20 protein-coding genes are annotated in these 21,041 nt (G+C 38.0%); 17 read left to right on the top strand and 3 right to left on the bottom strand.

Features of this window, described 5'->3' with window-relative positions; all coding sequences use genetic code 11:
* The first annotated feature begins 267 nt into the window (after positions 1-267).
* The 13 genes from AC4BHP_RS15695 (at position 268) to AC4BHP_RS15635 (ending at position 12,027) form a co-directional block, all read left to right on the top strand.
* A complete protein-coding gene (locus AC4BHP_RS15695) occupies positions 268-1,128 on the top strand; it encodes a Cof-type HAD-IIB family hydrolase (RefSeq protein WP_066103900.1) in 861 nt (286 codons plus the stop codon).
* 188 nt (positions 1,129-1,316) lie between these two features.
* Positions 1,317-2,228, top strand: a complete 912-nt coding sequence (gene murQ / locus AC4BHP_RS15690) for an N-acetylmuramic acid 6-phosphate etherase (RefSeq protein WP_066103898.1) — start codon at positions 1,317-1,319, stop codon at positions 2,226-2,228.
* A 25-nt stretch (positions 2,229-2,253) separates the two neighbouring features.
* Positions 2,254-3,114, top strand: coding sequence for a MurR/RpiR family transcriptional regulator (locus AC4BHP_RS15685; protein ID WP_148629697.1), 861 nt, complete (start codon positions 2,254-2,256; stop codon positions 3,112-3,114).
* Between the two features lie 22 nt (positions 3,115-3,136).
* Positions 3,137-4,501: a PTS transporter subunit EIIC gene (locus AC4BHP_RS15680; RefSeq protein WP_066103894.1), complete on the top strand. Its 1,365-nt coding sequence runs from the start codon at positions 3,137-3,139 to the stop codon at positions 4,499-4,501.
* Positions 4,498-5,499, top strand: coding sequence for a MupG family TIM beta-alpha barrel fold protein (locus AC4BHP_RS15675; protein ID WP_490553297.1), 1,002 nt, complete (start codon positions 4,498-4,500; stop codon positions 5,497-5,499). Before AC4BHP_RS15680 ends, AC4BHP_RS15675 begins: the two co-directional genes overlap by 4 nt.
* Before the next feature lie 181 nt (positions 5,500-5,680).
* Positions 5,681-5,932, top strand: a complete 252-nt coding sequence (locus AC4BHP_RS15670; protein ID WP_490553295.1) for a GlsB/YeaQ/YmgE family stress response membrane protein — start codon at positions 5,681-5,683, stop codon at positions 5,930-5,932.
* Positions 5,933-6,141: 209 nt separating this feature from the next.
* Complete coding sequence (locus AC4BHP_RS15665; RefSeq protein ID WP_139891961.1) at positions 6,142-6,414, top strand: YhdT family protein; 273 nt, start codon at positions 6,142-6,144, stop codon at positions 6,412-6,414.
* The gene (gene panF / locus AC4BHP_RS15660; protein WP_139891960.1) at positions 6,411-7,850 is read left to right on the top strand and encodes a sodium/pantothenate symporter; all 1,440 of its coding nucleotides are present in this window, start codon (positions 6,411-6,413) and stop codon (positions 7,848-7,850) included. Before AC4BHP_RS15665 ends, panF begins: the two co-directional genes overlap by 4 nt.
* A 237-nt stretch (positions 7,851-8,087) precedes the next feature.
* Positions 8,088-8,234, top strand: a complete 147-nt coding sequence (locus tag AC4BHP_RS15655; protein WP_175354260.1) for a hypothetical protein — start codon at positions 8,088-8,090, stop codon at positions 8,232-8,234.
* A 70-nt stretch (positions 8,235-8,304) separates the two neighbouring features.
* The gene (locus AC4BHP_RS15650; RefSeq protein ID WP_219847586.1) at positions 8,305-8,439 is read left to right on the top strand and encodes a DUF6254 family protein; all 135 of its coding nucleotides are present in this window, start codon (positions 8,305-8,307) and stop codon (positions 8,437-8,439) included.
* 109 nt (positions 8,440-8,548) lie between these two features.
* Positions 8,549-9,163, top strand: coding sequence for a PH domain-containing protein (locus tag AC4BHP_RS15645; protein ID WP_066103882.1), 615 nt, complete (start codon positions 8,549-8,551; stop codon positions 9,161-9,163).
* A gap of 612 nt (positions 9,164-9,775) precedes the next feature.
* On the top strand, positions 9,776-10,183 hold the full coding sequence (locus AC4BHP_RS15640) for a hypothetical protein (protein ID WP_066103880.1): 408 nt from the start codon (positions 9,776-9,778) through the stop codon (positions 10,181-10,183).
* Positions 10,184-10,362: 179 nt separating this feature from the next.
* On the top strand, positions 10,363-12,027 hold the full coding sequence (locus tag AC4BHP_RS15635; RefSeq protein WP_490553290.1) for an FAD-binding dehydrogenase: 1,665 nt from the start codon (positions 10,363-10,365) through the stop codon (positions 12,025-12,027).
* Between the two features lie 38 nt (positions 12,028-12,065).
* Here the strand turns inward: AC4BHP_RS15635 and AC4BHP_RS15630 are convergent, their stop codons facing one another.
* Positions 12,066-13,832: a glycoside hydrolase family 3 protein gene (locus tag AC4BHP_RS15630; protein ID WP_066103876.1), complete on the bottom strand. Its 1,767-nt coding sequence runs from the start codon at positions 13,830-13,832 to the stop codon at positions 12,066-12,068.
* A gap of 350 nt (positions 13,833-14,182) precedes the next feature.
* Between AC4BHP_RS15630 and AC4BHP_RS15625 the strand changes: the two genes are divergently transcribed.
* Positions 14,183-14,356, top strand: coding sequence for a hypothetical protein (locus tag AC4BHP_RS15625; RefSeq protein ID WP_180349962.1), 174 nt, complete (start codon positions 14,183-14,185; stop codon positions 14,354-14,356).
* Positions 14,357-14,544: 188 nt separating this feature from the next.
* Here the strand turns inward: AC4BHP_RS15625 and AC4BHP_RS15620 are convergent, their stop codons facing one another.
* Positions 14,545-15,042, bottom strand: coding sequence for a phosphatidylglycerophosphatase A family protein (locus tag AC4BHP_RS15620; protein WP_181161997.1), 498 nt, complete (start codon positions 15,040-15,042; stop codon positions 14,545-14,547).
* Between the two features lie 109 nt (positions 15,043-15,151).
* On the opposite strand from AC4BHP_RS15620, the gene yutH reads away from it, so the two are divergent.
* Positions 15,152-16,180, top strand: coding sequence for a spore coat putative kinase YutH (gene yutH / locus AC4BHP_RS15615; protein WP_490553289.1), 1,029 nt, complete (start codon positions 15,152-15,154; stop codon positions 16,178-16,180).
* Positions 16,181-16,254: 74 nt separating this feature from the next.
* Here yutH and AC4BHP_RS15610 read toward each other — a convergent pair whose 3' ends face one another.
* Entirely contained in the window at positions 16,255-17,079 is an 825-nt protein-coding gene (locus AC4BHP_RS15610; protein ID WP_066103872.1) for an STAS domain-containing protein, read from the bottom strand.
* Between the two features lie 969 nt (positions 17,080-18,048).
* On the opposite strand from AC4BHP_RS15610, the gene AC4BHP_RS15605 reads away from it, so the two are divergent.
* Positions 18,049-19,443: a sensor histidine kinase gene (locus tag AC4BHP_RS15605; protein WP_490553286.1), complete on the top strand. Its 1,395-nt coding sequence runs from the start codon at positions 18,049-18,051 to the stop codon at positions 19,441-19,443.
* Between the two features lie 349 nt (positions 19,444-19,792).
* Positions 19,793-20,917 (top strand): alcohol dehydrogenase catalytic domain-containing protein, encoded by a 1,125-nt coding sequence (locus AC4BHP_RS15600; RefSeq protein ID WP_490553284.1) that lies wholly within the window; start codon positions 19,793-19,795, stop codon positions 20,915-20,917.
* The last annotated feature ends 124 nt before the right edge of the window (positions 20,918-21,041 follow it).

The raw sequence follows: 21,041 nt of genomic DNA, 5'->3' as shown, positions 1-21,041 counted from the left end.
TTATTAACACAGGAACCTTTTTATTTTGCTATTGTCGGGAATATTCTAATTGTCCTCTGTGATTAGCCATACTTATAATCGGTAATCCAACTATCTAAAAGAGATACAATATGCATTGTTATCTTTGGGAAGAGTTTAACTAGTAGTAATAAACCGGTACATTGGAGTTATCTCCTATTATTAGTGATTGGAAATGCGAATCTTTTGTGTGGTTGCCGGTAAAATATGATAATCTGCAAGTATATAGGGACCTGGGAGGGATACTAGATGGAGTATAAATTATTGGCTGTTGATTTAGATGGAACTTTGTTGAATGCGGAGATGGATATTGACAAAGAAACGATAGAGGCCCTGCATGATTTTAAATCAAGGGGAGGAAAGGTAATCATCTGCAGCGGAAGAACGCCTTTGGCGACTAGGTGGATTGCGGAGGCTATCCGTTTATCCGATCCAATCATTGCCTACAACGGAGCTGTTATACAAGGGCGGGACGGGAAGATTATTCAGCAATCTACCTTTAAAAAAGAAAGTCTGTTGGCCTTTATAGATGCGTGCCAAAGCTATGGGGTATATGGGCATTTGTATGAGGGTGACTGTTTACTAGTTCCAGAGAAAAATAAGTGGAATGAAAAATGGATTGAGAATAATATCCTGCCTTTACAAGGAACCGGTGCAGAAATGGGAGGATGTGAACGATTCCGGGCTCAGTGCGAAATCAGGCTGTTTCATTCTTTCGATGAATATGTGAAAGAAAACGAACCTGCCATTCAAAAGCTGGCTGCTTTTCGGAAGGAACAAGGAGACTATGAAGGATTTATGGATCGGCTATTCAACATGGAAAATCATTTTGAAGTGAGCAGCAGCTTCGGTTTCACAAGCCTTGAAATTACTCCACCAAAGACTACTAAGGCTTCTGCTTTGGAATATTTGGCAAAAAGGCTTGGCTTGGATATGTCTGAGGTGGCTGCGATCGGTGACAACTTTAACGATAGACAAATGCTGCTTTCAGCGGGACTTGGCATAGCTATGGGAAATGCGCCGGAGGAAGTTAAGGAAGCAGCTGATGCTGTGACCGAGCCTAATGACCGAATGGGAGTAGCGCATGCAATCAAAAAATATATAATGTAAAAAGGTTTTTTTAGCATATCCTATGTAGTTCTGCATATGAGAATATGCTTCTTTTTTTGGATTAGAATGAAATAAAATTTTAAATATTCAATAAAATTATTGAATATCAATTTCAGTTGGAGTATATTGGAAGTGTTGAGTTACTAGTAAATGGTAATCGCAAAAGGAGCTACCTGGAGGTCTTACTAATGAAAGAAAATCTTAATCTATTAACCACGGAATCACGCAATGATCGAAGTATGCAGATAGACACTTCCAGTCCGATGGAAATTCTGCGAATTATGAATGAGGAAGACCAAAAAGTAGCCGCTGCAGTTCAAGAGGTTTTACCAGATGTTGAAATAGCGGTTCACTTTGCTGTTTCATCTTTCCAAAATGGAGGGCGCCTTATCTATATGGGAGCCGGGACTAGCGGAAGGCTTGGTGTACTCGATGCTGTTGAATGCCCGCCAACATTCAGTACCAAGCCAGAGATGGTACTGGGTATTATCGCCGGCGGAGAAAGCGCATTCATAAAGGCGGTTGAAGGAGCGGAGGATAGGCCGGAGGATGGCGAGAAGGATTTAAAAGACATCACCCTTACTGAGAATGATACGGTTATCGGTATTGCTGCAAGCGGCCGGACACCATATGTTATTGGTGCACTTCGTTACGCACGGTCGGTAGGAGCCAAAACAGTGGCACTGTCGTGTAATAAACAGGCTAGAATCAGTGAAGAAGCAGATCATGCCATCGAGGTGGTCGTAGGTCCGGAAGTGCTTACGGGATCTACTAGACTGAAATCTGCAACCGCTCACAAAATGATTCTAAACATGATTTCAACCTCTTCAATGGTTTTGCTCGGCAAAGCGTATGAAAACTTAATGATTGATGTCCATGTCAGCAACGAGAAGCTCAAAGAAAGAGCTATCGGCATTATTAGCAAAATCACAGGAGTAAGCTATGAAACAGCGAGACAAACATTAGAGGATGCTGATCATCAAGTAAAGGTCGCCTTAGTCATGCTTAAAAAGGATATTAAGAAAGAAGAAGCGGCTCTGATTCTGGAGCAATCTGGAGGGTATGTCCGAAAAGCCATTGAAGCCGAGCTCTCAGATTGATTTAAACACAAGTAGGTGATGATAAGTGGTTTCCGGAGTATTGAAAATGGTAGTAAACAGGGTAGAACAGTTGCCTGCATCTGAACGGAAAATTGCTGAATATATACTGGAAAATCCGTATGAGGTTGTCAATTGTAAAGTCAATGAATTGGCAGAAAAGACGAGTTCAAGCGGGGCAGCGGTCATCAGGCTATGCAAGTCACTGGGGCTGAATGGCTTCCAGGATTTGAAGGTCCGTATTGCAGGTGATCTCGGCAGACCGGAGGAACCGGGATACAGAGACATTGAACGGGATGAAACCGCCGAGATGATCGTCCAAAAGACTTTGAATAATAGTATACAAAGTTTGCGTGATTCCTCTGAAGTAATCAACTACGAAGAACTAAAAAAAGCGGTCGATGTGCTGTTGAAAGCGAAAAATGTCCATTTCTTTGGAATCGGGGCATCATCAATCATCGCCGTGGATGCGCAGCAAAAACTGCTTCGGATCAATAAAAGCGCAACAGCATTTTCGGATGCGCATCTTGTAGCAACATTGATTGCTAACGCCGAGCCGGATGACGTGGTATTCACCATTTCGTTTTCTGGTGAAACAATCGAGGTCATCGAAGTTACAAGACTCGCAAAGGAACAAGGTATCCAAACAATCAGTTTGACTAAATATGGGCCCTCATCGGTTGCAGCATTAGCCGATATTAATTTATATACATCCTATTCGAAGGAAGCTCCGTTCCGGAGTGCGGCCACTTCTTCAAGGTTAGCTCAGCTGTTCATGATTGATATTTTGTTTTTGAGCATGGCGACAGAGCAATATGAAGAAACGGTCAGAGCCATCGATAAGACGAGAGAGGCTATAAGATTTATGAAAGGCAAAACATACAAATAATCAGTTTTTGGGGGGAAAGAAAATGGCTGGTCAAGATTACAAAACTCTGGCTAAAAAAATCTTGGAGCAGTTGGGCGGGGCGAAGAATATTAAAGCCTTTACGAACTGTATGACACGTCTTAGAGTCACACCTTATGATGAATCACTCGTTAACAAAGAAGCCATAAAAAAAATCGATGGAGTTCTCGGCTTTGTTGAAGAAGAAACGCTGCAAATCATTCTGGGTCCTGGACATGTCAATAAGGTCACGGACGAATTCGAGAAGCTGGTCAAGGAATCAGGAGACATCAATCTTAATGAGCGGGCTTCCAGCCTGAAAGGTGAACTTAAAAAGAAAAACAGCACGCCGTTTAAGCTCTTTTTGAGGAAAATTGCCAGTATATTTATTCCTTTGATTCCTGCGTTAGTTGCTTCCGGTTTGGTCAATGGTATTTCTAAGGCTGTCATTCAAGCAGGATGGTTATCGGCTGAATCACAACTTGCAATTATTTTAACAGTTATCGGAGGAGGTTTATTCACCTATTTAGGAATCTTTGTAGGGATCAATACAGCGAAAGAGTTCGGTGGGTCCCCTGCACTTGGCGGGTTAGCCGCTATATTGATTATTAACCCTGCTGCTGCCCAGATTGTCTTGTTCGGGGAAGAATTACTGCCTGGACGCGGTGGTTTAATCGGGGTCATGTTTGCTGCGATATTTATGGCTTTTATTGAGAAGAATGTCCGTAAGTTTGTTCCAGCGTCGCTTGATATTATCGTGACACCGACTATTGCCCTTTTGCTTACAGGTATTATGACGTATCTGGTATTTATGCCTGTCGGGGGATTTGTCTCTGATGTGATTACAGATGGATTGACCGCAGTGCTTGATTTTGGAGGAGCCATTGCAGGATTTGTTCTTGGAGCGACATTCTTGCCGTTGGTCGTGACAGGCCTGCATCAAGGTCTCACACCTATCCATTTGGAATTACTCAATACAATCGGTGACGACCCATTATTACCTATTCTTGCAATGGGTGGCGCAGGTCAGGTTGGCGCTGCGTTCGCTATCTATATGAAAACAAAGAAAACACGCTTGAAAAGAGCGATTGGCGGGGGACTTCCTGCTGGTATTCTTGGAATCGGCGAGCCATTGATCTTCGGAGTTACATTGCCGCTCGGCCGTCCGTTCTTGACCGCATGTTTGGGGGCAGGCGTTGGTGCAGCCTTCCAAGCACATTTCAATATCGCAACGACAGCAATTGGGGTATCCGGTTTGCCGCTTGCATTCCTTGTGAATAACGGTGAGGTACTGCTTTACTTAGTCGGGGTATTAATTGCTTATGTTGCTGGCTTCATCTTTACATACCTATTTGGGTTTAAAGATGAAATGGCTGGTGAATTTGATTGATCGGAATTTCCTTTTATTTGAATGATCCTCTGGCTGAGGAACGTATTATCCAAGCAGGCCAAATGGGGGTGAAGCGGGGATTTACCTCGCTTCATATCCCGGAGGAAGCAGGTGAGCTTGCAGTACGTGCCAAAAAGCTGCTACATCTGGCTAAAGGACAGGGAATCGATGTATATGCGGATGTTTCATTAAAAACCCCGGGCCATTTGGGAATCGACAGTTTGTATCAATTGAAGGAATTGGGTGTCACCGGGCTAAGACTGGACGATTTCTTTGACCATGGTTTTATTGCTAGTCTGGCAAGGGAATTTAAAATTGCGGTTAATTCAAGTATACTGTTCGAACGTGATATACAGCTGCTGCTGAATAACGGACTCAAAACTGAACAGATAATCGGTTGGCATAACTTTTACCCGCGGAGGGAAACAGGACTAAGTGAATCGTTTTTCCGGGAGCAAAATGCATTGTACAAGCGATATGACATTCCGATCTTTGCTTTTGTACCGGGAGGAGGCGAGAAACGCGGCCCTTTATTTGAAGGACTGCCGACTCTGGAGAAGCATCGATATATATCCCCTTTTGTTGCCGCGCTTGAACTATATAAAGATGGAACGGAAGTATTTGTTGGTGATCCGGAGCCTGGAGAAGACTTACTCAAAAGGATGGATGGCTTTGAAAACGGAAAGATTAGCATCCAAACAGAGCAAGGATTCGAAAAATATGGTGAATACCGTTTGCGCCCGGATGCTTCCAGGGACGTTCTTCGTTTTATGGATACAAGGGTTGCGGAATCTGTACCGCCACTGCAAAATGATCTCCGTCCGAAAGGGAGCATAACCATTGATAATGACCTTTACGGACGCTATCGCGGTGAAATGCAGATTACGCTGACAGATTTGCCTGCTGATGAACGGGTCAATGTCGTTGGAAGTGTGGCAGAAAGTGATTTGCTGATTTTGGATCATGTGAAGCCTGGGATGGTCATTGAACTAGTATAGGAATAATGTAAACTCCACCCAATCAATGGGTTGGAGTTTTTTTGTAGGGAGACATGACTCATGAGAATTGCTTTTCCCTTCGACGTATTTATATCGACTAAAAAAGTAGCCTTCTTTCCTGCTAAATAAAGCCATTTAGACCTTACCAGCATATACTGTCCATGAAGGAGGGAGCTAAATAATGTCCTTTATTGGCATCCTGTTTGTTGGTGGCTTTATTGGTTGGATTGCGGGATTACTTATTCATGAAAACGTTCGCAACGGGATGGTGGGGAATTTCCTGGCTGGCATAATTGGTGCGTGGATTGGTACAGGAATTCTCGGTGAAATGGGTCCTGAAACTGGAGGGTTTTATCTATTTCCAGCATTCACAGGTGCTCTTGTCCTTACCCTAATTGTGAGTTTTATTTTAATAAAGACAAGTAAATGGTGAAATTATATAATGTGCCTCCTCAAAATCTGATTTTGAGGCTTCTTTGCGTTATACAGTTTTTTATTAAGCTATCCATTATAAGTTATTCTACCAAATTTTGTACCTTCATTTTAAGAGTATGGCTTGGTTTAATGGTAATGTTGTTTGTTTACGTATTATACAAAAAATAATGGCGGGCAAACTAATGGTGCTATTGCAAGGAGGAAGATATGAAAGATAGACGTTTTAAAGTAGCCCATAGGGAAGCAATCATAGGTGTCGTACTTGTCATTATAAATTTTATCTGGTGGTTTGGATTTGCGTATGGGTTAGGATCAGGTAATCCGAAGGAATATACATACATTTTAGGATTGCCAGCTTGGTTTTTTCTAAGCTGTGTAGTCGGCTTTCTTGTTATGGTGGTCCTTGTTACTCTTATTGTCAAATTTTTATTTGAAGAAGTATCTTTTGATGTGGATGACGAAGAGGAGGAGCAATCATGAAGTGGGAGGTCATTGTTCCTTTATTGATCTTTTTAGTTATTATTTTTTATATAGGATTCTGGGCAAATGGAAAATTAAAATCCTCTGATTCCTTCCTGCAGGAATATTTTCTTGGCGGGAGACAATTAGGCGGTTTTGTGCTTGCAATGACTATGATGGCAACATACGGAAGTGCTTCAAGCTTTATTGGCGGGCCGGGTGTTGCCTATACACGTGGGCTCGGTTGGGTTTTACTATCTATGGCTCAACTGGCAACCGGGTATTTTGTATTAATGGTTTTAGGGAAAAAATTTGCGATTATGGCTCGTAAGTATAAAGCAATCACGATCATTGATTTTCTAAAAGGCAGATATAAAAGTAATACGGTTGTCATTATATCGGCCATTAGCATCATTATATTCCTATTTGCGTCGATGACTGCCCAATGGGTTGGGGGAGCGCGATTGATTGAATCCTTAACAGGGCTTCCATATAAGACAGCACTTTTCATATTCGCCGTTTCAGTTTTAATGTATGTTATTATTGGTGGATTTAGAGCAGTCGCTTTAACAGATACCGTCCAAGGAGTAGTCATGTTAGCCGGAACCGTCATCCTTTTAATCGCCACCATTATTGCTGGCGGAGGAATATCGAACATTATGTCAGACTTAATGGCTGAAAATCCCAACCTAATTACTCCTTTTGGTGCAGAACGAGATTTAACGCCTTTGTATGTCTCATCTTTTTGGATTTTAGTTGGTGTGGGCGTCGTGGGTTTACCGCAAATCAGCATGCGAGCGATGTCCTATAAAAATTCGAAGGGAATGCACATCGCGATTATCACAGGAACAATTGTGGTAGGTGCTGTGATGCTGGGAATGCATTTAATCGGAGTTTTCGCGCGTCCATTGATACCTGGGATAGAAATTGGTGATATGGTCATGCCTGCATTAACTATGGAGGTCTTGCCACCATTTATTGCGGGTATTGTCTTAGCCGCTCCCATGGCTGCTATCATGTCCACAGTTGATTCTCTTTTAATATTAGTAAGCGCAACTATAGTAAAGGATGTATATATCAATTACATAAAAAAGGATGCTACCGAGAAGCAGATTAAAAGAATCAGCTTTTGGATTACAGCAGCAATTGGAATCGCAGTTGTATTGTTTGCGTTAAGTCCACCTGATTTAATTGTATGGTTAAACTTGTTTGCATTTGGAGGCTTGGAGTCGGTGTTTATATGGCCAGTTATTATGGGATTATATTGGTCTGGCGGGAATAAATACGGCGCGGTTTCATCCATGATTGTAGGAATGGGCAGCTTTATGATTATAGATCGATTTTATCCAAATCCTTTCGGGATGCATACGGTCGTACTGCCGATTGTTTTATCGTTTTTTACCTATGTTTTAATGAGTAAACTGACGAATGCAAAACAACAGTTATCTATTCAATAACAAGTAAGATAATCGCACAGTCAAGGGCGGTCTCAATATTTAGATCAATCAAGCAAAGAATGCATAGCTTTATCAGCATTCTTTGCTTTTTCTTTTATCCACGATCAGCTAATTCAAATAACATTGGAAAAGAAAAAGGAGTAGTCGTCCTTGAAAGAAGATAAAACAATAATTCATAGCTGACAGTGCATATTTACTCTTTACTTTCTAATACTAAATGAGAGAAGGAGGGATCGTATGCCGAAAAGAAAGCATGATGCAGCTCAAAAAAGTAAACAGGGGTTTGATTCTAGTAAAACGGATGCTGAATTCTCAAAGGAATTAGGAAGCGCCAGCGCAAATCAAGCTTATAAGAATAAATCTAAAAAGGCAAAGAAAATATAAAATAAAGGAAAATAGGGCGATATGCTTCAATCTTTTGCAATGAGTCCTATTTTAATTTGGAGGTATATATATGTCACATTCAAAAAAAGAAGAAGAAAGACACTGGAAGCAAAGAAAAAATTCACAGCATCCTCATGACGAAGTAAAAAGTTATAAGAAGCTTGGTGAAGAAATAGCAAAAATAACAAAAAAATATGATGAATAATGACATAAAACACATGGACCATCCATGTGTTTTCTTGAGCATTAAATGAATTTTATACTAGTCACTTTTCTGATATAGTAAAAGTATAAACTACAATGGGGTGATATACATGTTAAAGAAAATGGCTTCTGATGCATTGGGTTTGTCTGACGTAGGTGTTATTATTCCGCCGGAAGATTATGACAAAACGGATGCAGACGACTATGTTATGCACGAGGATAATGAGAAGATTTATTTCATTATCAAAACGAAGGCAGACGAATATTGCTTTACAAATCTAGCATTAATTCATGTAGATGGCGAAAATGCTGTCTCATCTAAACGTTTATTAAAACGATACCCATATTCTCAGTATAAGATTTCAAATGTCATGCTTGAAACTGCAGGGCGATTAGATTTGGATACAGAAATAAAGTTTGATGTAGGAAATGTTCATTTTGATATTGACGTCAAGAAAAATCAAATTGAACAATTAAAGGATTTGTATAAAGCATTACTGCGAATTGAGGAAATCACGTATGAAAACTCCATTCAAATGAATTATGCCAAAGAAGGACTCGATCGAGCGGTTCAAACACTCCAACACTCAAGATCTGAGGAAGCATCATTAACAGGCACATATAAAGGGATAACTGAATTTACATTTGAATGGTTAAAATCCTCCTATAATGAATATCATATGAAAGATTTTGGTGCAGTTTTTGAAAAATACATTAATAATTAATTTTGCCTGGATAGAGTGCCAATTTATGAATAAATAACTAAAAAGGGAGTTCTAAAGTCTATTTATTTTAGAGCTCCTTCCTCTTTTACTAATTCTTCTGATACCCTCAATAACTTACTCCAATAGTAGGCTCATAAATAAATGTAAGTTAACATACTAGGGATGATGAATCCTTGAGCCAATGCACTCGCATCTGCTGTCTTCCCATTTTCGCCTCATAAATAGTTTAGTCCACTTACTTATCGAACTTATCGACTTTCGCTTCGATTTGCGGAAGTATACACTGACGTATTTTAATTTCTTCTGCAACCCAGAGGAAAATTCCAATTCCAAATTAACTAATTTCCTCATAAATACACCATAGAATACATAATCGGGTCTATTGGAAATAGAGGTGGTTGTCCTCTTATTTTTCATAAAATCTGAAACTCTTGGGACAATTCAATAATAAGCGAAATAAAATCTTGTTGAGAGCCATATAATCGTATGAACGGCAGGGGGATGAATACTAATTTTATAAGAATGAAGTAAATTGGTACTATGTCGGCAACTATCAGGAGAAACGACGGTGTGGAAGAATACTACTATAACACATAAAGGGGGAGGAAGAGGATGGCTAAGAAATATAAAGTGATGGTTATCATAGCAGCTGCAGTATTGATATTAGGGATAGCGGCCTTTGCAGGTTATAAATATTACTCAGACGCGGAAAACAAAATAGCTAGGGTTGCCAAGAATAAAGTGGAAGATGCTTCATCAAAGGATGAAACTTTTGAATTTATTGGGCATAGCAAAGTTGAGTACAACAAGGATGAAGATTATTATGTCGTGAGCGGATTCATGGAAGTCAATGATGAATATGAGGCTGGACGCAGAGTGATGTATATAGCAATAGTGGAAGAGAACATGGGGGAATATCAAGCTACAGAAGTGGAACGAACAGATGATGAAGTAAAATATGAATTCGTGGATTATTTCTCCGATTATGAGGAAGAGGATGATGAGGAAGATGATTATTGAACCAGTCTGGTACTAGGCTGGTTTTTTATTTATAAAAAGGGAGGAATATAAAACTGTTGATTTAGGCTCATAATTTTAAGCAAAGTAAATTCTTCTTTTTATATCAGTATACATACCTAAATTATGGAACTATAGATTAATATAAGAGTATAAACGTTTATCAAAAAGGGGGAAATGCATTGGAGTTCGATGCGATCGTTATTGGGGCTGGTTTGGCCGGTTTGGTGGCTACAGCAGAAATTGCAGATGCAGGGAAAAAGGTATTATTGCTAGATCAAGAACCTGAAGCTTCATTAGGCGGACAAGCTTGGTGGTCATTCGGTGGTTTATTTTTAGTGGATTCCCCTGAACAACGTCGTATGGGTATTAAAGATTCTAAGGAATTGGCTTGGCAGGATTGGATGGGTACTGCAGGGTTTGATCGAGATGAGGAGGATTATTGGGGCAAAAAATGGGCAGAAGCGTATATTGACTTTGCTGCTGGAGAAAAACGTGCTTGGCTTCATAAACAAGGAGTTCGTTTTTTTCCTGTAGTTGGTTGGGCTGAAAGAGGAGGTTATTTGGCTGAAGGACATGGTAACTCAGTACCAAGATTTCATATTGTTTGGGGAACAGGTCCAGGTATTGTATCGCCTTTTGAAAAAAGGATAAGAGAGCATATTAAAAATGGATTAGTTGATTATCGTCCTCGTCACCGTGTAGATGAACTGATGAGCAGTAATGGGATAATTCAGGGGGTGAAGGGTTCCATATTGGCAGCCAGTTCGGCTTTAAGAGGTGAGAAAAGTAACAGGGACGTTATTACTCATTTTGAGTTTTCTGGTAAAGCAGTTCTTGTTTCGAGCGGGGGTATCGGAGCCAACCATGATTTAATTCGCACAAATTGGCCAGAAAGACTGGGGCCGCCTCCAAAGAACATGATTTCAGGGGTCCCGGCACATGTGGATGGCAGAATGCTGGGGATATCAGAAGAGGCAGGTGGGCGTATTGTAAATCGAGATCGTATGTGGCATTACACAGAGGGAATCAAAAACTGGAACTCGGTATGGGAAAACCATGGTATTAGAATTTTGCCAGGTCCGTCCTCTATTTGGCTGAATGCAACAGGCCAGCGCTTCCCAGCCCCCAACTTTCCTGGGTATGATACACTTGGCACCCTGGAGGCTATCCAAAAAACAGGATTTGATTACTCATGGTTTATTTTGACACAAAAAATGATTGAGAAAGAATTTGCGCTATCCGGTTCTGAGCAAAATCCGGATTTAACGAATAAAAGTATCCGCAAGGTCTTAAGCAGAGTACTCCCTGGTCCTCCAGGTCCGGTAAAGGCATTTATGGATCATGGCGAGGATTTTGTCATTGCAGATAACTTAGTGGAACTGGTTAAAGGAATGAATGAATTAACAAAAGATAATCTATTAAATTACGAAGAAATTGAAAGACAAATAAAAGCGAGAGATCGTGAAATGGATCATACATTCACAAAGGATTTGCAAATTACGGCATTAAGGGGAGCGAGAAATTACATAGGTGACAAATTAATCCGAGTCGCCAAACCGCATAAAATACTTGATCCTCAAAATGGACCATTGATTGCTGTTCGTTTAAACATTGTAAGTCGCAAAACTCTAGGCGGGCTACAAACAGATTTATCAGCACGAGTCCTCAATTCTAAGGGTGAGGCAATACCTGGCTTTTATGCAGCTGGTGAGGTTTCTGGATTTGGAGGGGGAGGAGTTCACGGATATCGTTCGCTAGAGGGGACATTTCTTGGAGGCTGTTTATTTACAGGCAGGGTAGCAGGCAGGGCAATCGCTTCCTACTTAAAAGAGAAAAAGGATTAAACCGAGGAAGGTTTAATCCTTTTTTTGCTTTTGACAGATTAAATGTATGTGTCTTTTAATCCGCAGTATGCATCAACTGGGCTGTCACCCTTGAATGGTGATTTACCCATCATTTTTTCTACTAGTACTTCAATTGTTTCTTTATTACCGTCATACGTGTTGATGTATGTTTTCACTTGTGGAACATCCGCTAAGTGGAATGGGTAGTTTACAGAAACAAAGATTGTTGGTACTTCGTGTACATAGAACGGAATATCAGGTGTTCCTTTTAACGCATTCCATGTCATACGTTGAACAACTTCACCCATTTTGATATTAGCGATATTAATGATTAAATCATATTTATCTGTTAATTCTTTAATAGGGCGTTTTGCTGCATATGCGTTCATAATGCTCTTCATTTGTTCTTCTGGTGGCAGGTCCGCGATTTTATCCATTGGAGATTCGTGAATTTCCACTTCAAAGCCTTGCGCTTCAAGCTCTGCTTTCAGAAGATCAATTGGCTTAGGTTTGTTACCGCTAATTAATTTACTGAATGCACCTTCAGCAGTTTTAACATTAACTAGTAATACTCGTTTGTATTTTTCAGGAGTAACAGGCCAAATATCTTGTTTGTCTTTTACCAATGTGATTGCACGATCAGTAACTTCTTTAAATAGCTTAACGTTTTCAGGAAGACCGATTTGTTTAAGCGCTTCTTCTTTCGGCATCATGATTTCCGTTTTTGCTTTTTTGTGAAGACCTAAAGATGCTTTAAGACCAAGGATACGAGTAAGAGCTGCTTCTAAACGCTCTTCTGTAATAATACCGTTTTTGTATCCGTCCATCATGTAGCCGAAATCTTCATCTGGATCGTTGAAGAATAAGAATAAGTCACAACCAGCAGCAATAGCAGTAGGAAGCATTTCGCTGCGTTTCATTGCGGAAGTCATCGCAACCATGTGGCTCGCATCTGTAACAACAACGCCATTGAATTCTAATTTACCACGTAATAAATCTGTGATTAGCTCTTTAGAAAGAGTTGCTGGCAGCAAATCTTCATCTGTAAGGCTAGGGTTGAAGTGCTTGGAATAAGCAGGCATATGGATGTGACCAGCCATGATAGAAGGTAGGCCAGCATCGATTAAGCCTTTGTAAACTTTTCCGAAAGTTTCATCCCACTCATCACAAGATAGGCTGTTAGGCGCGAAGGATAAATGCTGGTCACGCTCATCTACGCCGTCACCAGGGAAGTGTTTAGCAGCAGGTGCAATTCCGCTTTCCTGGATACCTTTCATGTAAGCCAAGCTCATTTCTAAAACTTGATCAGGGTCAGAACCAAAAGTACGGCTAGAGATGATTGGGTTACGCCAGTTCATGTGAATATCTACGATTGGCGCAAAGCTCCAGTTACATCCGATTGCAGACGCTTCTACACCAGAAACTCGGCCCATTTCATATGCCCATTTCGCATCTTTTGTTGCACCGATTTTAACTTCAAGACCAACTTCAGTACCGTCTGTACAAGCTCCATTACCGCCTGCTTCTGTGTTTGCAGCAATTAGCAATGGAATTTTGCTGTTTTCTTGAAGAATTTTATTTTGATCGTAAACTTCTTCAGCTTTACCAGGATTGTAACGTACAGCACCGATATGGTAGTTGTTTAGCATACCTGTTAAATATTCTTCAGTACGGCTAGCTCCCATATTAACGAATAATTGGCCAATCTTTTCTTCGATTGTCATAGAATTAATTGTGTCTGTTACCCATTTAATATCTTCATCAGATAAATGGTATGGTTTTGCTTTTAAATCCACTTTAGTCATCCTATGTAATACTCCCTTACTAAATATTTGAGAAAAATTTCTATCATCATGTAGTATGTACGTTTTTTCCTTTATTTATGTTTAGGCTTTCATAATTAAAGACGAAGGCATCAACCTTCAAATAAATTAGCCATACATTTAAACTACAAAAAAGTAATTTAACTCAACCACTAGTATTCTAGCATACTAGTTTAAGGATTTCTATAAAAAGTTCAATATTTCACAAACTTATTCAGGATTTAAATAATAAAGATTAATATTTAGAAAAGCCATACAATTGTCAAGATACCTATAGGTACAGTGTTTGATAACGGGAATAATGATAATAGAAGAAAAAGGGGGGATAGACGATGATTCTAAGATTTTCAATACTAATCTTACTCGATATCATTTTTGCAATTACCCTTATTGATCAGCAGCTCATATTGGCAGCACTGATTGCTCTTGCCTTTGTCTATTATACAATAGAGCTTGCAGCTGAAATGGAGTTTGACAATGTGGAATTTGAGTTAGTTCACTTATGATTACCTAAGCGATTAAATGAATTCACAAAGATGTGTATTACACATAATTCATATAAATATCTAAACAGTAGAACGAAAGGGCAGGTATGCTCTTTCGTTCTTACTTGTTAGACTGTTAGGAAATTAACCGACTCGGTTTAATTACCTTATAAAAGAAAAACTCAAAGTATAAATTCAGGATTTTATATTTATTCTACATTCTCTACTCGGTGAGCTAAACGGCTGGAAGCGGCAGCAGCAATCGCCCCAACAATATCATCCAGGAAGGTATGGCATTCACCGGAGGATTTATCATTCAATTTTGCCAGTATGCCTGGTTTCTTTTTATCAATATATCCATAATTGGTAAAACCAATAGAACCATATACATTCACGATGCTAAATGCTAAAATCTCATCAACCCCATATAATCCTTCATCAGTCCGGATTATGGATTGTAAAGGTTCTTCAAGCATCCCTTTTTCGGAAAGCATATCTAGTTGTATGCCAGTTAAAATGGCATTTTGGACTTCGCGTTTTGAGAGTACGCGCTCCACATTTTTAATACACTCATCCAATAGCAGATTTTCATGATATTGATGCTGAAGGTATAAAACTAATTCACCAATATCTGTAACTGTCACCCCTCGATCATGCAACCATTTTCTTGCTGTTTGTTCAGTCATATCTACAGGTTTCCCTTTCATACGAAGACACCAACTCCCATGCATATAGTAAGAATAAATCTTGATGTTAACCACATATAACAGTTATCTTGCCCATATACTTATCATAGTAAGCAAGGAATTAGAGGTGATGAACAATATTGTGATGAACAAACAATTATTACACGAACAATATGGAATTACAGTTGATCAAGAAATAAGCAGTGGGGCAATAAACATATATAACGGTGGAGGCAGAGTATTCATGAGCTTTGCCATAAACATGGAAGAGCAAGAGCTCCAGGAACGAAGCAGTTTGGCGTACCATATGCATAACAAAGGGGAGAAGGGAGTATGGCTTCCCCTGTTAAACAATGAACAAAAGCTATTAACAAAACTGGAAAGTAACGATTATGTGGTTTGTATAAATGAAATGGAAATTCCTCAATCATATGAAGTGGGCAGAGAGCTGGCAATATTTCATTATCGTGGCAGGTCTATTCCGCAACGAATCGTTTTTTGCAGCAGAATCGGAAAATGGAAGGAAATGTGGGAGCAGCGGGTCGATCAGCTTGAACGAGTTTGGAGAGATAAATTGGCAGCAAAGCCACAAAACGATTTTGAAAAACTGTTTATTGACAGCTATCCTTATTACGCAGGCCTTTCGGAAAACGCAATCCAATATTTAGTTGATACTGAAATAGATGAAAACCCGGAGATGGTTGATGCTGGGACCGTTTGTTATGATCGCTTTACTTCAGAAACCTGGGGACCCGGCTCAAATGGCAAATTATTTAGTGAATGGGTTTTTGACCATAGTGCGAGGGATATTGCGGAGTGGATACGCGCTTATTATTTTAAACAGCCAAATACATACCATCAGGGTATCGAGTCATTTTTGCGCCAATATCAATCAATCACCCCTTTATCAACATTTTCTGCACGGATGTTATTCTCAAGGTTGCTCTTACCGGTTCATTATTTTGAAATTATTGAGCAGTATTATGTAACAAAATCAGAAGGAGAAAAGACTCGTTTGGAGGAAAGATTAGAAAATTTCGTGAAGCACTCTACTATGTATGAAAGAATGCTAAGTGAAATATATGAACTGGCTGGTATACTAAAGGGGAATATCAAAATGGTTGTTCCTGAATGGATCATGAACAGGAGAACTATTTAGTCTATTTTAAGACATTCTTTGAGTGTCTTTTTTGTTTTAAATAAAAATACTCCCGACTGTATGTCCGGGAGAGATCATAGGATATCTTTAACAGCCAAATGTAAGCTAGAGTAGCTTTTAGCTGTAAATTTAATTCCGAGGTTTACCATTGTTTGTGCAATTTCTATTCGGATACCGGATAAGCGCGTCTCGATACCGATGAGTCGCAATGCATCAATAACTTTAAATATCTGATGAGCCACCATTGTGTCCGTAATCGGAACTCCTGATAGATCAATAATAATATAACTTAGATCATATTCACTTCCAGCCTGTAATGCTTTTTCCATCAAGTGGCTTGCACGTTGAGTGTCTAATACTCCAATGATTGGAATAATCCCGATATTGGATGTAATCCTAACAACAGGAATAGACAGTTCAAAAGCAGTCCTCTCCGCTAATACGATTCTATTGGAGTATTGTGAAGAATAAGAAATACTAAGCCAGTGTATCGCTTTATCAACAACTGAATCGAATTTAGAAATGATTTCATAGAAAACGTCCAGACTTACTGAATATTTTTTAGCTTGGTCCTTGATGATACCACCAATTTTATCACGATAAAATCTAACTTCTTCTATTGCATCAGCAAGTGATAAATTTAAGTTTATGAGTAAATCAACGGTTTCCTTTCCCCATTCTTTTAAAACTGCAAAGGTTTCGTTTTGCTCTTGGGCAATTGAAAATCCATATATCTCTATAAGGGTTTTTCGCCAAGTTTTAACCATACTATTGATTTCCTCAGAATATGTATTCGTAGCGTCTTTAAATCGTAAATCTGCAAGAGTATCTTCTGAAGAGATTATGTGAGTTGAAACACCTTCTAAAAACACATGTATGCTACTATCAATGCTATGCATATCAACAGCTCCTAATTACTGCGATTTATGACCCATTGTTTTTTTGCAAAGAAAAAAACCCTTTAGAAGGATTAATTTTGAAAATATTTAAGCGCATATCCAATAAGCTAATAACCCTTATACAAAGAATGTATATTATTTTCTCTAACATAACAGTTGGAGAAAAAACTGTAAAGAAATACCTATTTACAAAATGCTTCACATTTAACCAAATTATCTTAAGATTTGCGTAGTTAGAGATAGAGTAACCAGGTATATGGGTAGTAAATAATTGAAATATGTAGGCAAATATTTTAATTGGAATTGCAGAAGCATACGAGAGGAAAGAGGAACACACTAAATAACTTAACTTTGGACAGCATTATATTGAATAATAAAAGGAATAAAATGGAATTGATTATATATTTGTTAATGGCTACCATCTTATCTATAGCAGGAATCGTCTTTGCTATTTTATCTAAAAAAATGGTAAGCATGATTTTTGGTATCCTTCTAAATGCCCTTATATGGGTTGGCTTTTTTATATTAATATTAGTTGTAGGTATAGGTATAAACTAAAGGGCCCTCCTTGTTGATAGTGTATCAAATTAATAATTTTTAATTGCAGACTGCTCTATCTATTTATAAAAATATTCTTTAGGTAGATATCCTTTTTTATTACGTCTTTCCAATCGGAGCGGCGTTTTATTTTTGCTTTCATAATCACATTTTCAACTAATTTTCTAATGAATGATGGTGCTTATACATAACGAAAGGACTGGAATTAAATACATATAAAAAGGCATTATTATTTTGATATAATGAAATCCTCTGTTAATTTAATTGAATAGGCGAAAGGAACACTTAAGATATAAAATGATTAGTTTTAAAAAGAATTTGATAAATAATCAGCGAATGTTTAAGCAAGTTGCATACTTTTCAATCATATCGCTGGTGTTTATTACCACTATTTTATTTGGTTATAACAGGATGTCGACTCTCTTTAGGAAAGAGGCATCTGAATTATTCCCAACTCATATTTGGCTAGAACATGCTCTGTATGAAGATCAGCTTGATACCGAAGAATTAACTGACTTTTTGCAAACTATTCCAAAAGATAACGAGTATATCTATGTTTATAATCAAGATACTCAGTCAAAGGCATTATATTATAAGGACACAACAGTACTTGCCGATAACGTTGAAGGCTTCGATGGTCTTTTATTATTATTGTTAAACAAACTGTTAATGCATGTCGATTTAGGGGATGTCTATAATGTGTTTATTAAACAAAATTTGGATCTGAAATTACTTAATGAAAGTAATTCTATTTTAATCAACATCGGCCATGAGGTTAATACAGATGCTTTTAAGGGTGAGATCGTTACTTACCGTAATGTTAGTAAAGCTCTCTTGCAGGAGTTCAAAATAGTGACTATTCAATGCTTGCTATTCATCAGTCTATCAGTGCTTTTAATTTTCATTAACTATAAAATTATGAGAAATCTTTACTATACCCCTCTAATAAAAATGAGAGAACATTTTATGAAAATGTCACGATTTCATTTAGAGAGTTTCGTATACAAAAAGCCTGTTATACCAGAAATAGAAAAGACGATTGACGCAGTCAATACGACGATGTTGGAACTGCAGGATGGGATTAAAGAGACCAAATCCTTCCTTGATGAAATGGTTCATGAAATTAAAAATCCAGCCCATAATATTAAGAATGAACTTGAATTGATAGAGGATATGCTACCTGAAGCAGATGAGGAAATGAAACAGAAACTTCAATCCGTTATAAATGAAACGGAAAATATCACTTCCTTATTATCTAGCATAAAAATCATTTATGATATGTATTATTTAGGGGGTTCCCCTCCAGATAGTTGGCTGAATCCAATCGAGAAAATCAAACCTATTTTTGAGGAATATAAGAAAAAATACCCTAATCGAGAATTTCATTTCAAGTATAGTATTAACCCCAATATTCATATATGGATTGACCAAGGTTCAATCGAATTGATGATCAGAAACTTGCTTGATAATGCCATAAAATATTCAAAAGAAGACTCCTCCATCTTTATTGGTATCCGTGAGTATAATCAGACCAAAAAGATCGTTATTGAAGTCATAAATTCTGGTTCGAGTATAGATTATAATAATCTTGGAAAGATTTTTGGAAAGTATTATCGTACAAATTCGGCTAAAGCGCAAACGAGTGGAGCAGGTATTGGACTTTGGCTGATTAATAGTATTGCAGACATCTATAATGCCAACGTACATGTGCAAAGTTCAACAAATACCACAGGATTTGCGATTGCTTTTCAGCATTATAAAATTGTAGAACAAGAAAGACTTGTGGATGAAGCGATCTCTTCTTAAAAGAGATCGCTTTATATATTTTGTTTAAAAACTTAATTAACCTTTACAGTCAGAACAAAAATTGATTTCTTGATACGAATAAAACAAACCGAGAATAACAATACCTTTTATTATCCTATATATTTAATCTTCAATCTGAAGTATTTTGAAGGTGATTAATAGAGAAGAATGTAATATGAATTTACAGAACAAAAATACAATAAAGAATATTAGTATAAGATAGGTGAAATGTCCATTCTGATTTTTTAATAAAATAGGATATTGGCTATTCTATAGAATATATATATAACAAGGTATCAAAAGCCGTTATAAAGGGTGGTAACAAACGCTGAGAAAAAGGAGAGTCTTGATGAAATCTGCAATTTTATATAATCCATCTATCGAATTTCCATACAGTAAAAGCAAACCTCTAAAAGTAAGGGATATAAAGCTAGATGATATTGATGATGATGAGGTACTAGTTGAAATAGCATACGCTGGAATTTGTCATTCTGATTTATCTGTTATTAATGGAAAAGTCCCGAGACCATATCCTATCGCCCTTGGGCATGAGGCATCCGGAATAATTATGAAAACCGGAAAAGATGTTCATAATTTCCAAAAAGGTGATCATGTTGTATGTATTTTTCTGGCGAGCTGTATGCAATGTGAGTATTGCCAAAAGGGAAGACCTTCTTTATGTACGTTTGGTAAAAAAGCAAATATAAAAGGAACACTTTTAAGTGGCAAAAAGAAAATCATAGTAGATGACCGACATGTCTCACACCATGCTGGTATATCTGCCTTTTCAACACATGCTATTATGTCATCCCGTTCAATCGTTAAAGTCCCTAAAAAAATATCACTTGATGTTGTTGCTATTTCAGGATGTGCATTAATTACTGGTGCAGGTGCCGTAATTAACACGGCAAAAATTCCTCCTGGAAGTCATATTGGCATCGTAGGGCTTGGCGGTGTTGGGTTAAGCATGCTATTAGGCAGTAAAGTAATGGGACCTAGTCTAATTATTGCAATGGATATTAATGATGAAAAATTAGCTTTTGCTCAAGAATTGGGAGCAAATCTTTCATTTAATACTTCTAAACATAGTTCTGTTAGACAATTAATGCATGATTTTGAAGGCAAGTTAGATTTCGTTTTTGATGCTTCAGGTGTATCAGAAGCATTTGATATAGCCTATAAGCTTCTAAAACCAGGGGCTACATATATTACAAGCAGTTTACCGGATTTTGAAAGTAAGCTTTTTATACCATATATTAATTTAACGACTGAAGAAAAAATAATAAAGGGATCCTATATCGGTAGTTCTTTACCGTATCTGGATATTCCCAAATATTTAGAACTTTATGAGAAAGGATTAATGCCTATTGATAAATTAATTAGCCATAGAATATCACTAAATGAAATAAACAAAGGTTTTGATTTGTTGAGATCAGGAAGGGCAAAGCGGATAGTCATCGATATGGCTTTATAAATGGTATCATACGAAGGATGATTCTCTAAAATTATCAGTAATTAAATCTACCTTTGTTCAAAATCCGCTCTAGAGAAGAGAGGTGTAAATTTTCTTTGAATACTCCAGTTGAAGTCTTCAAAAA

The sequence above is a fragment of the Pradoshia sp. Z4_20 genome, from assembly GCF_058216035.1.
This window is presented reverse-complemented; position numbering and strand designations above follow the sequence as displayed.

Excerpts from the sequence above, each read along its gene's own strand:
- AC4BHP_RS15695 (WP_066103900.1), top strand. The coding sequence starts at position 268 with ATGGAGTATAAATTATTGGCTGTTGATTTAGATGGAACTTTGTTGAAT.
- murQ (WP_066103898.1), top strand. The coding sequence starts at position 1,317 with ATGAAAGAAAATCTTAATCTATTAACCACGGAATCACGCAATGATCGA.
- AC4BHP_RS15680 (WP_066103894.1), top strand. The coding sequence starts at position 3,137 with ATGGCTGGTCAAGATTACAAAACTCTGGCTAAAAAAATCTTGGAGCAG.
- AC4BHP_RS15670 (WP_490553295.1), top strand. The coding sequence starts at position 5,681 with ATGTCCTTTATTGGCATCCTGTTTGTTGGTGGCTTTATTGGTTGGATT.
- AC4BHP_RS15665 (WP_139891961.1), top strand. The coding sequence starts at position 6,142 with ATGAAAGATAGACGTTTTAAAGTAGCCCATAGGGAAGCAATCATAGGT.
- panF (WP_139891960.1), top strand. The coding sequence starts at position 6,411 with ATGAAGTGGGAGGTCATTGTTCCTTTATTGATCTTTTTAGTTATTATT.
- AC4BHP_RS15655 (WP_175354260.1), top strand. The coding sequence starts at position 8,088 with ATGCCGAAAAGAAAGCATGATGCAGCTCAAAAAAGTAAACAGGGGTTT.
- AC4BHP_RS15650 (WP_219847586.1), top strand. The coding sequence starts at position 8,305 with ATGTCACATTCAAAAAAAGAAGAAGAAAGACACTGGAAGCAAAGAAAA.
- AC4BHP_RS15645 (WP_066103882.1), top strand. The coding sequence starts at position 8,549 with ATGTTAAAGAAAATGGCTTCTGATGCATTGGGTTTGTCTGACGTAGGT.
- AC4BHP_RS15640 (WP_066103880.1), top strand. The coding sequence starts at position 9,776 with ATGGCTAAGAAATATAAAGTGATGGTTATCATAGCAGCTGCAGTATTG.
- AC4BHP_RS15630 (WP_066103876.1), bottom strand. The coding sequence starts at position 13,832 with ATGACTAAAGTGGATTTAAAAGCAAAACCATACCATTTATCTGATGAA.
- AC4BHP_RS15625 (WP_180349962.1), top strand. The coding sequence starts at position 14,183 with ATGATTCTAAGATTTTCAATACTAATCTTACTCGATATCATTTTTGCA.
- AC4BHP_RS15620 (WP_181161997.1), bottom strand. The coding sequence starts at position 15,042 with ATGAAAGGGAAACCTGTAGATATGACTGAACAAACAGCAAGAAAATGG.
- yutH (WP_490553289.1), top strand. The coding sequence starts at position 15,152 with ATGAACAATATTGTGATGAACAAACAATTATTACACGAACAATATGGA.
- AC4BHP_RS15610 (WP_066103872.1), bottom strand. The coding sequence starts at position 17,079 with ATGCATAGCATTGATAGTAGCATACATGTGTTTTTAGAAGGTGTTTCA.
- AC4BHP_RS15605 (WP_490553286.1), top strand. The coding sequence starts at position 18,049 with ATGTCGACTCTCTTTAGGAAAGAGGCATCTGAATTATTCCCAACTCAT.
- AC4BHP_RS15600 (WP_490553284.1), top strand. The coding sequence starts at position 19,793 with ATGAAATCTGCAATTTTATATAATCCATCTATCGAATTTCCATACAGT.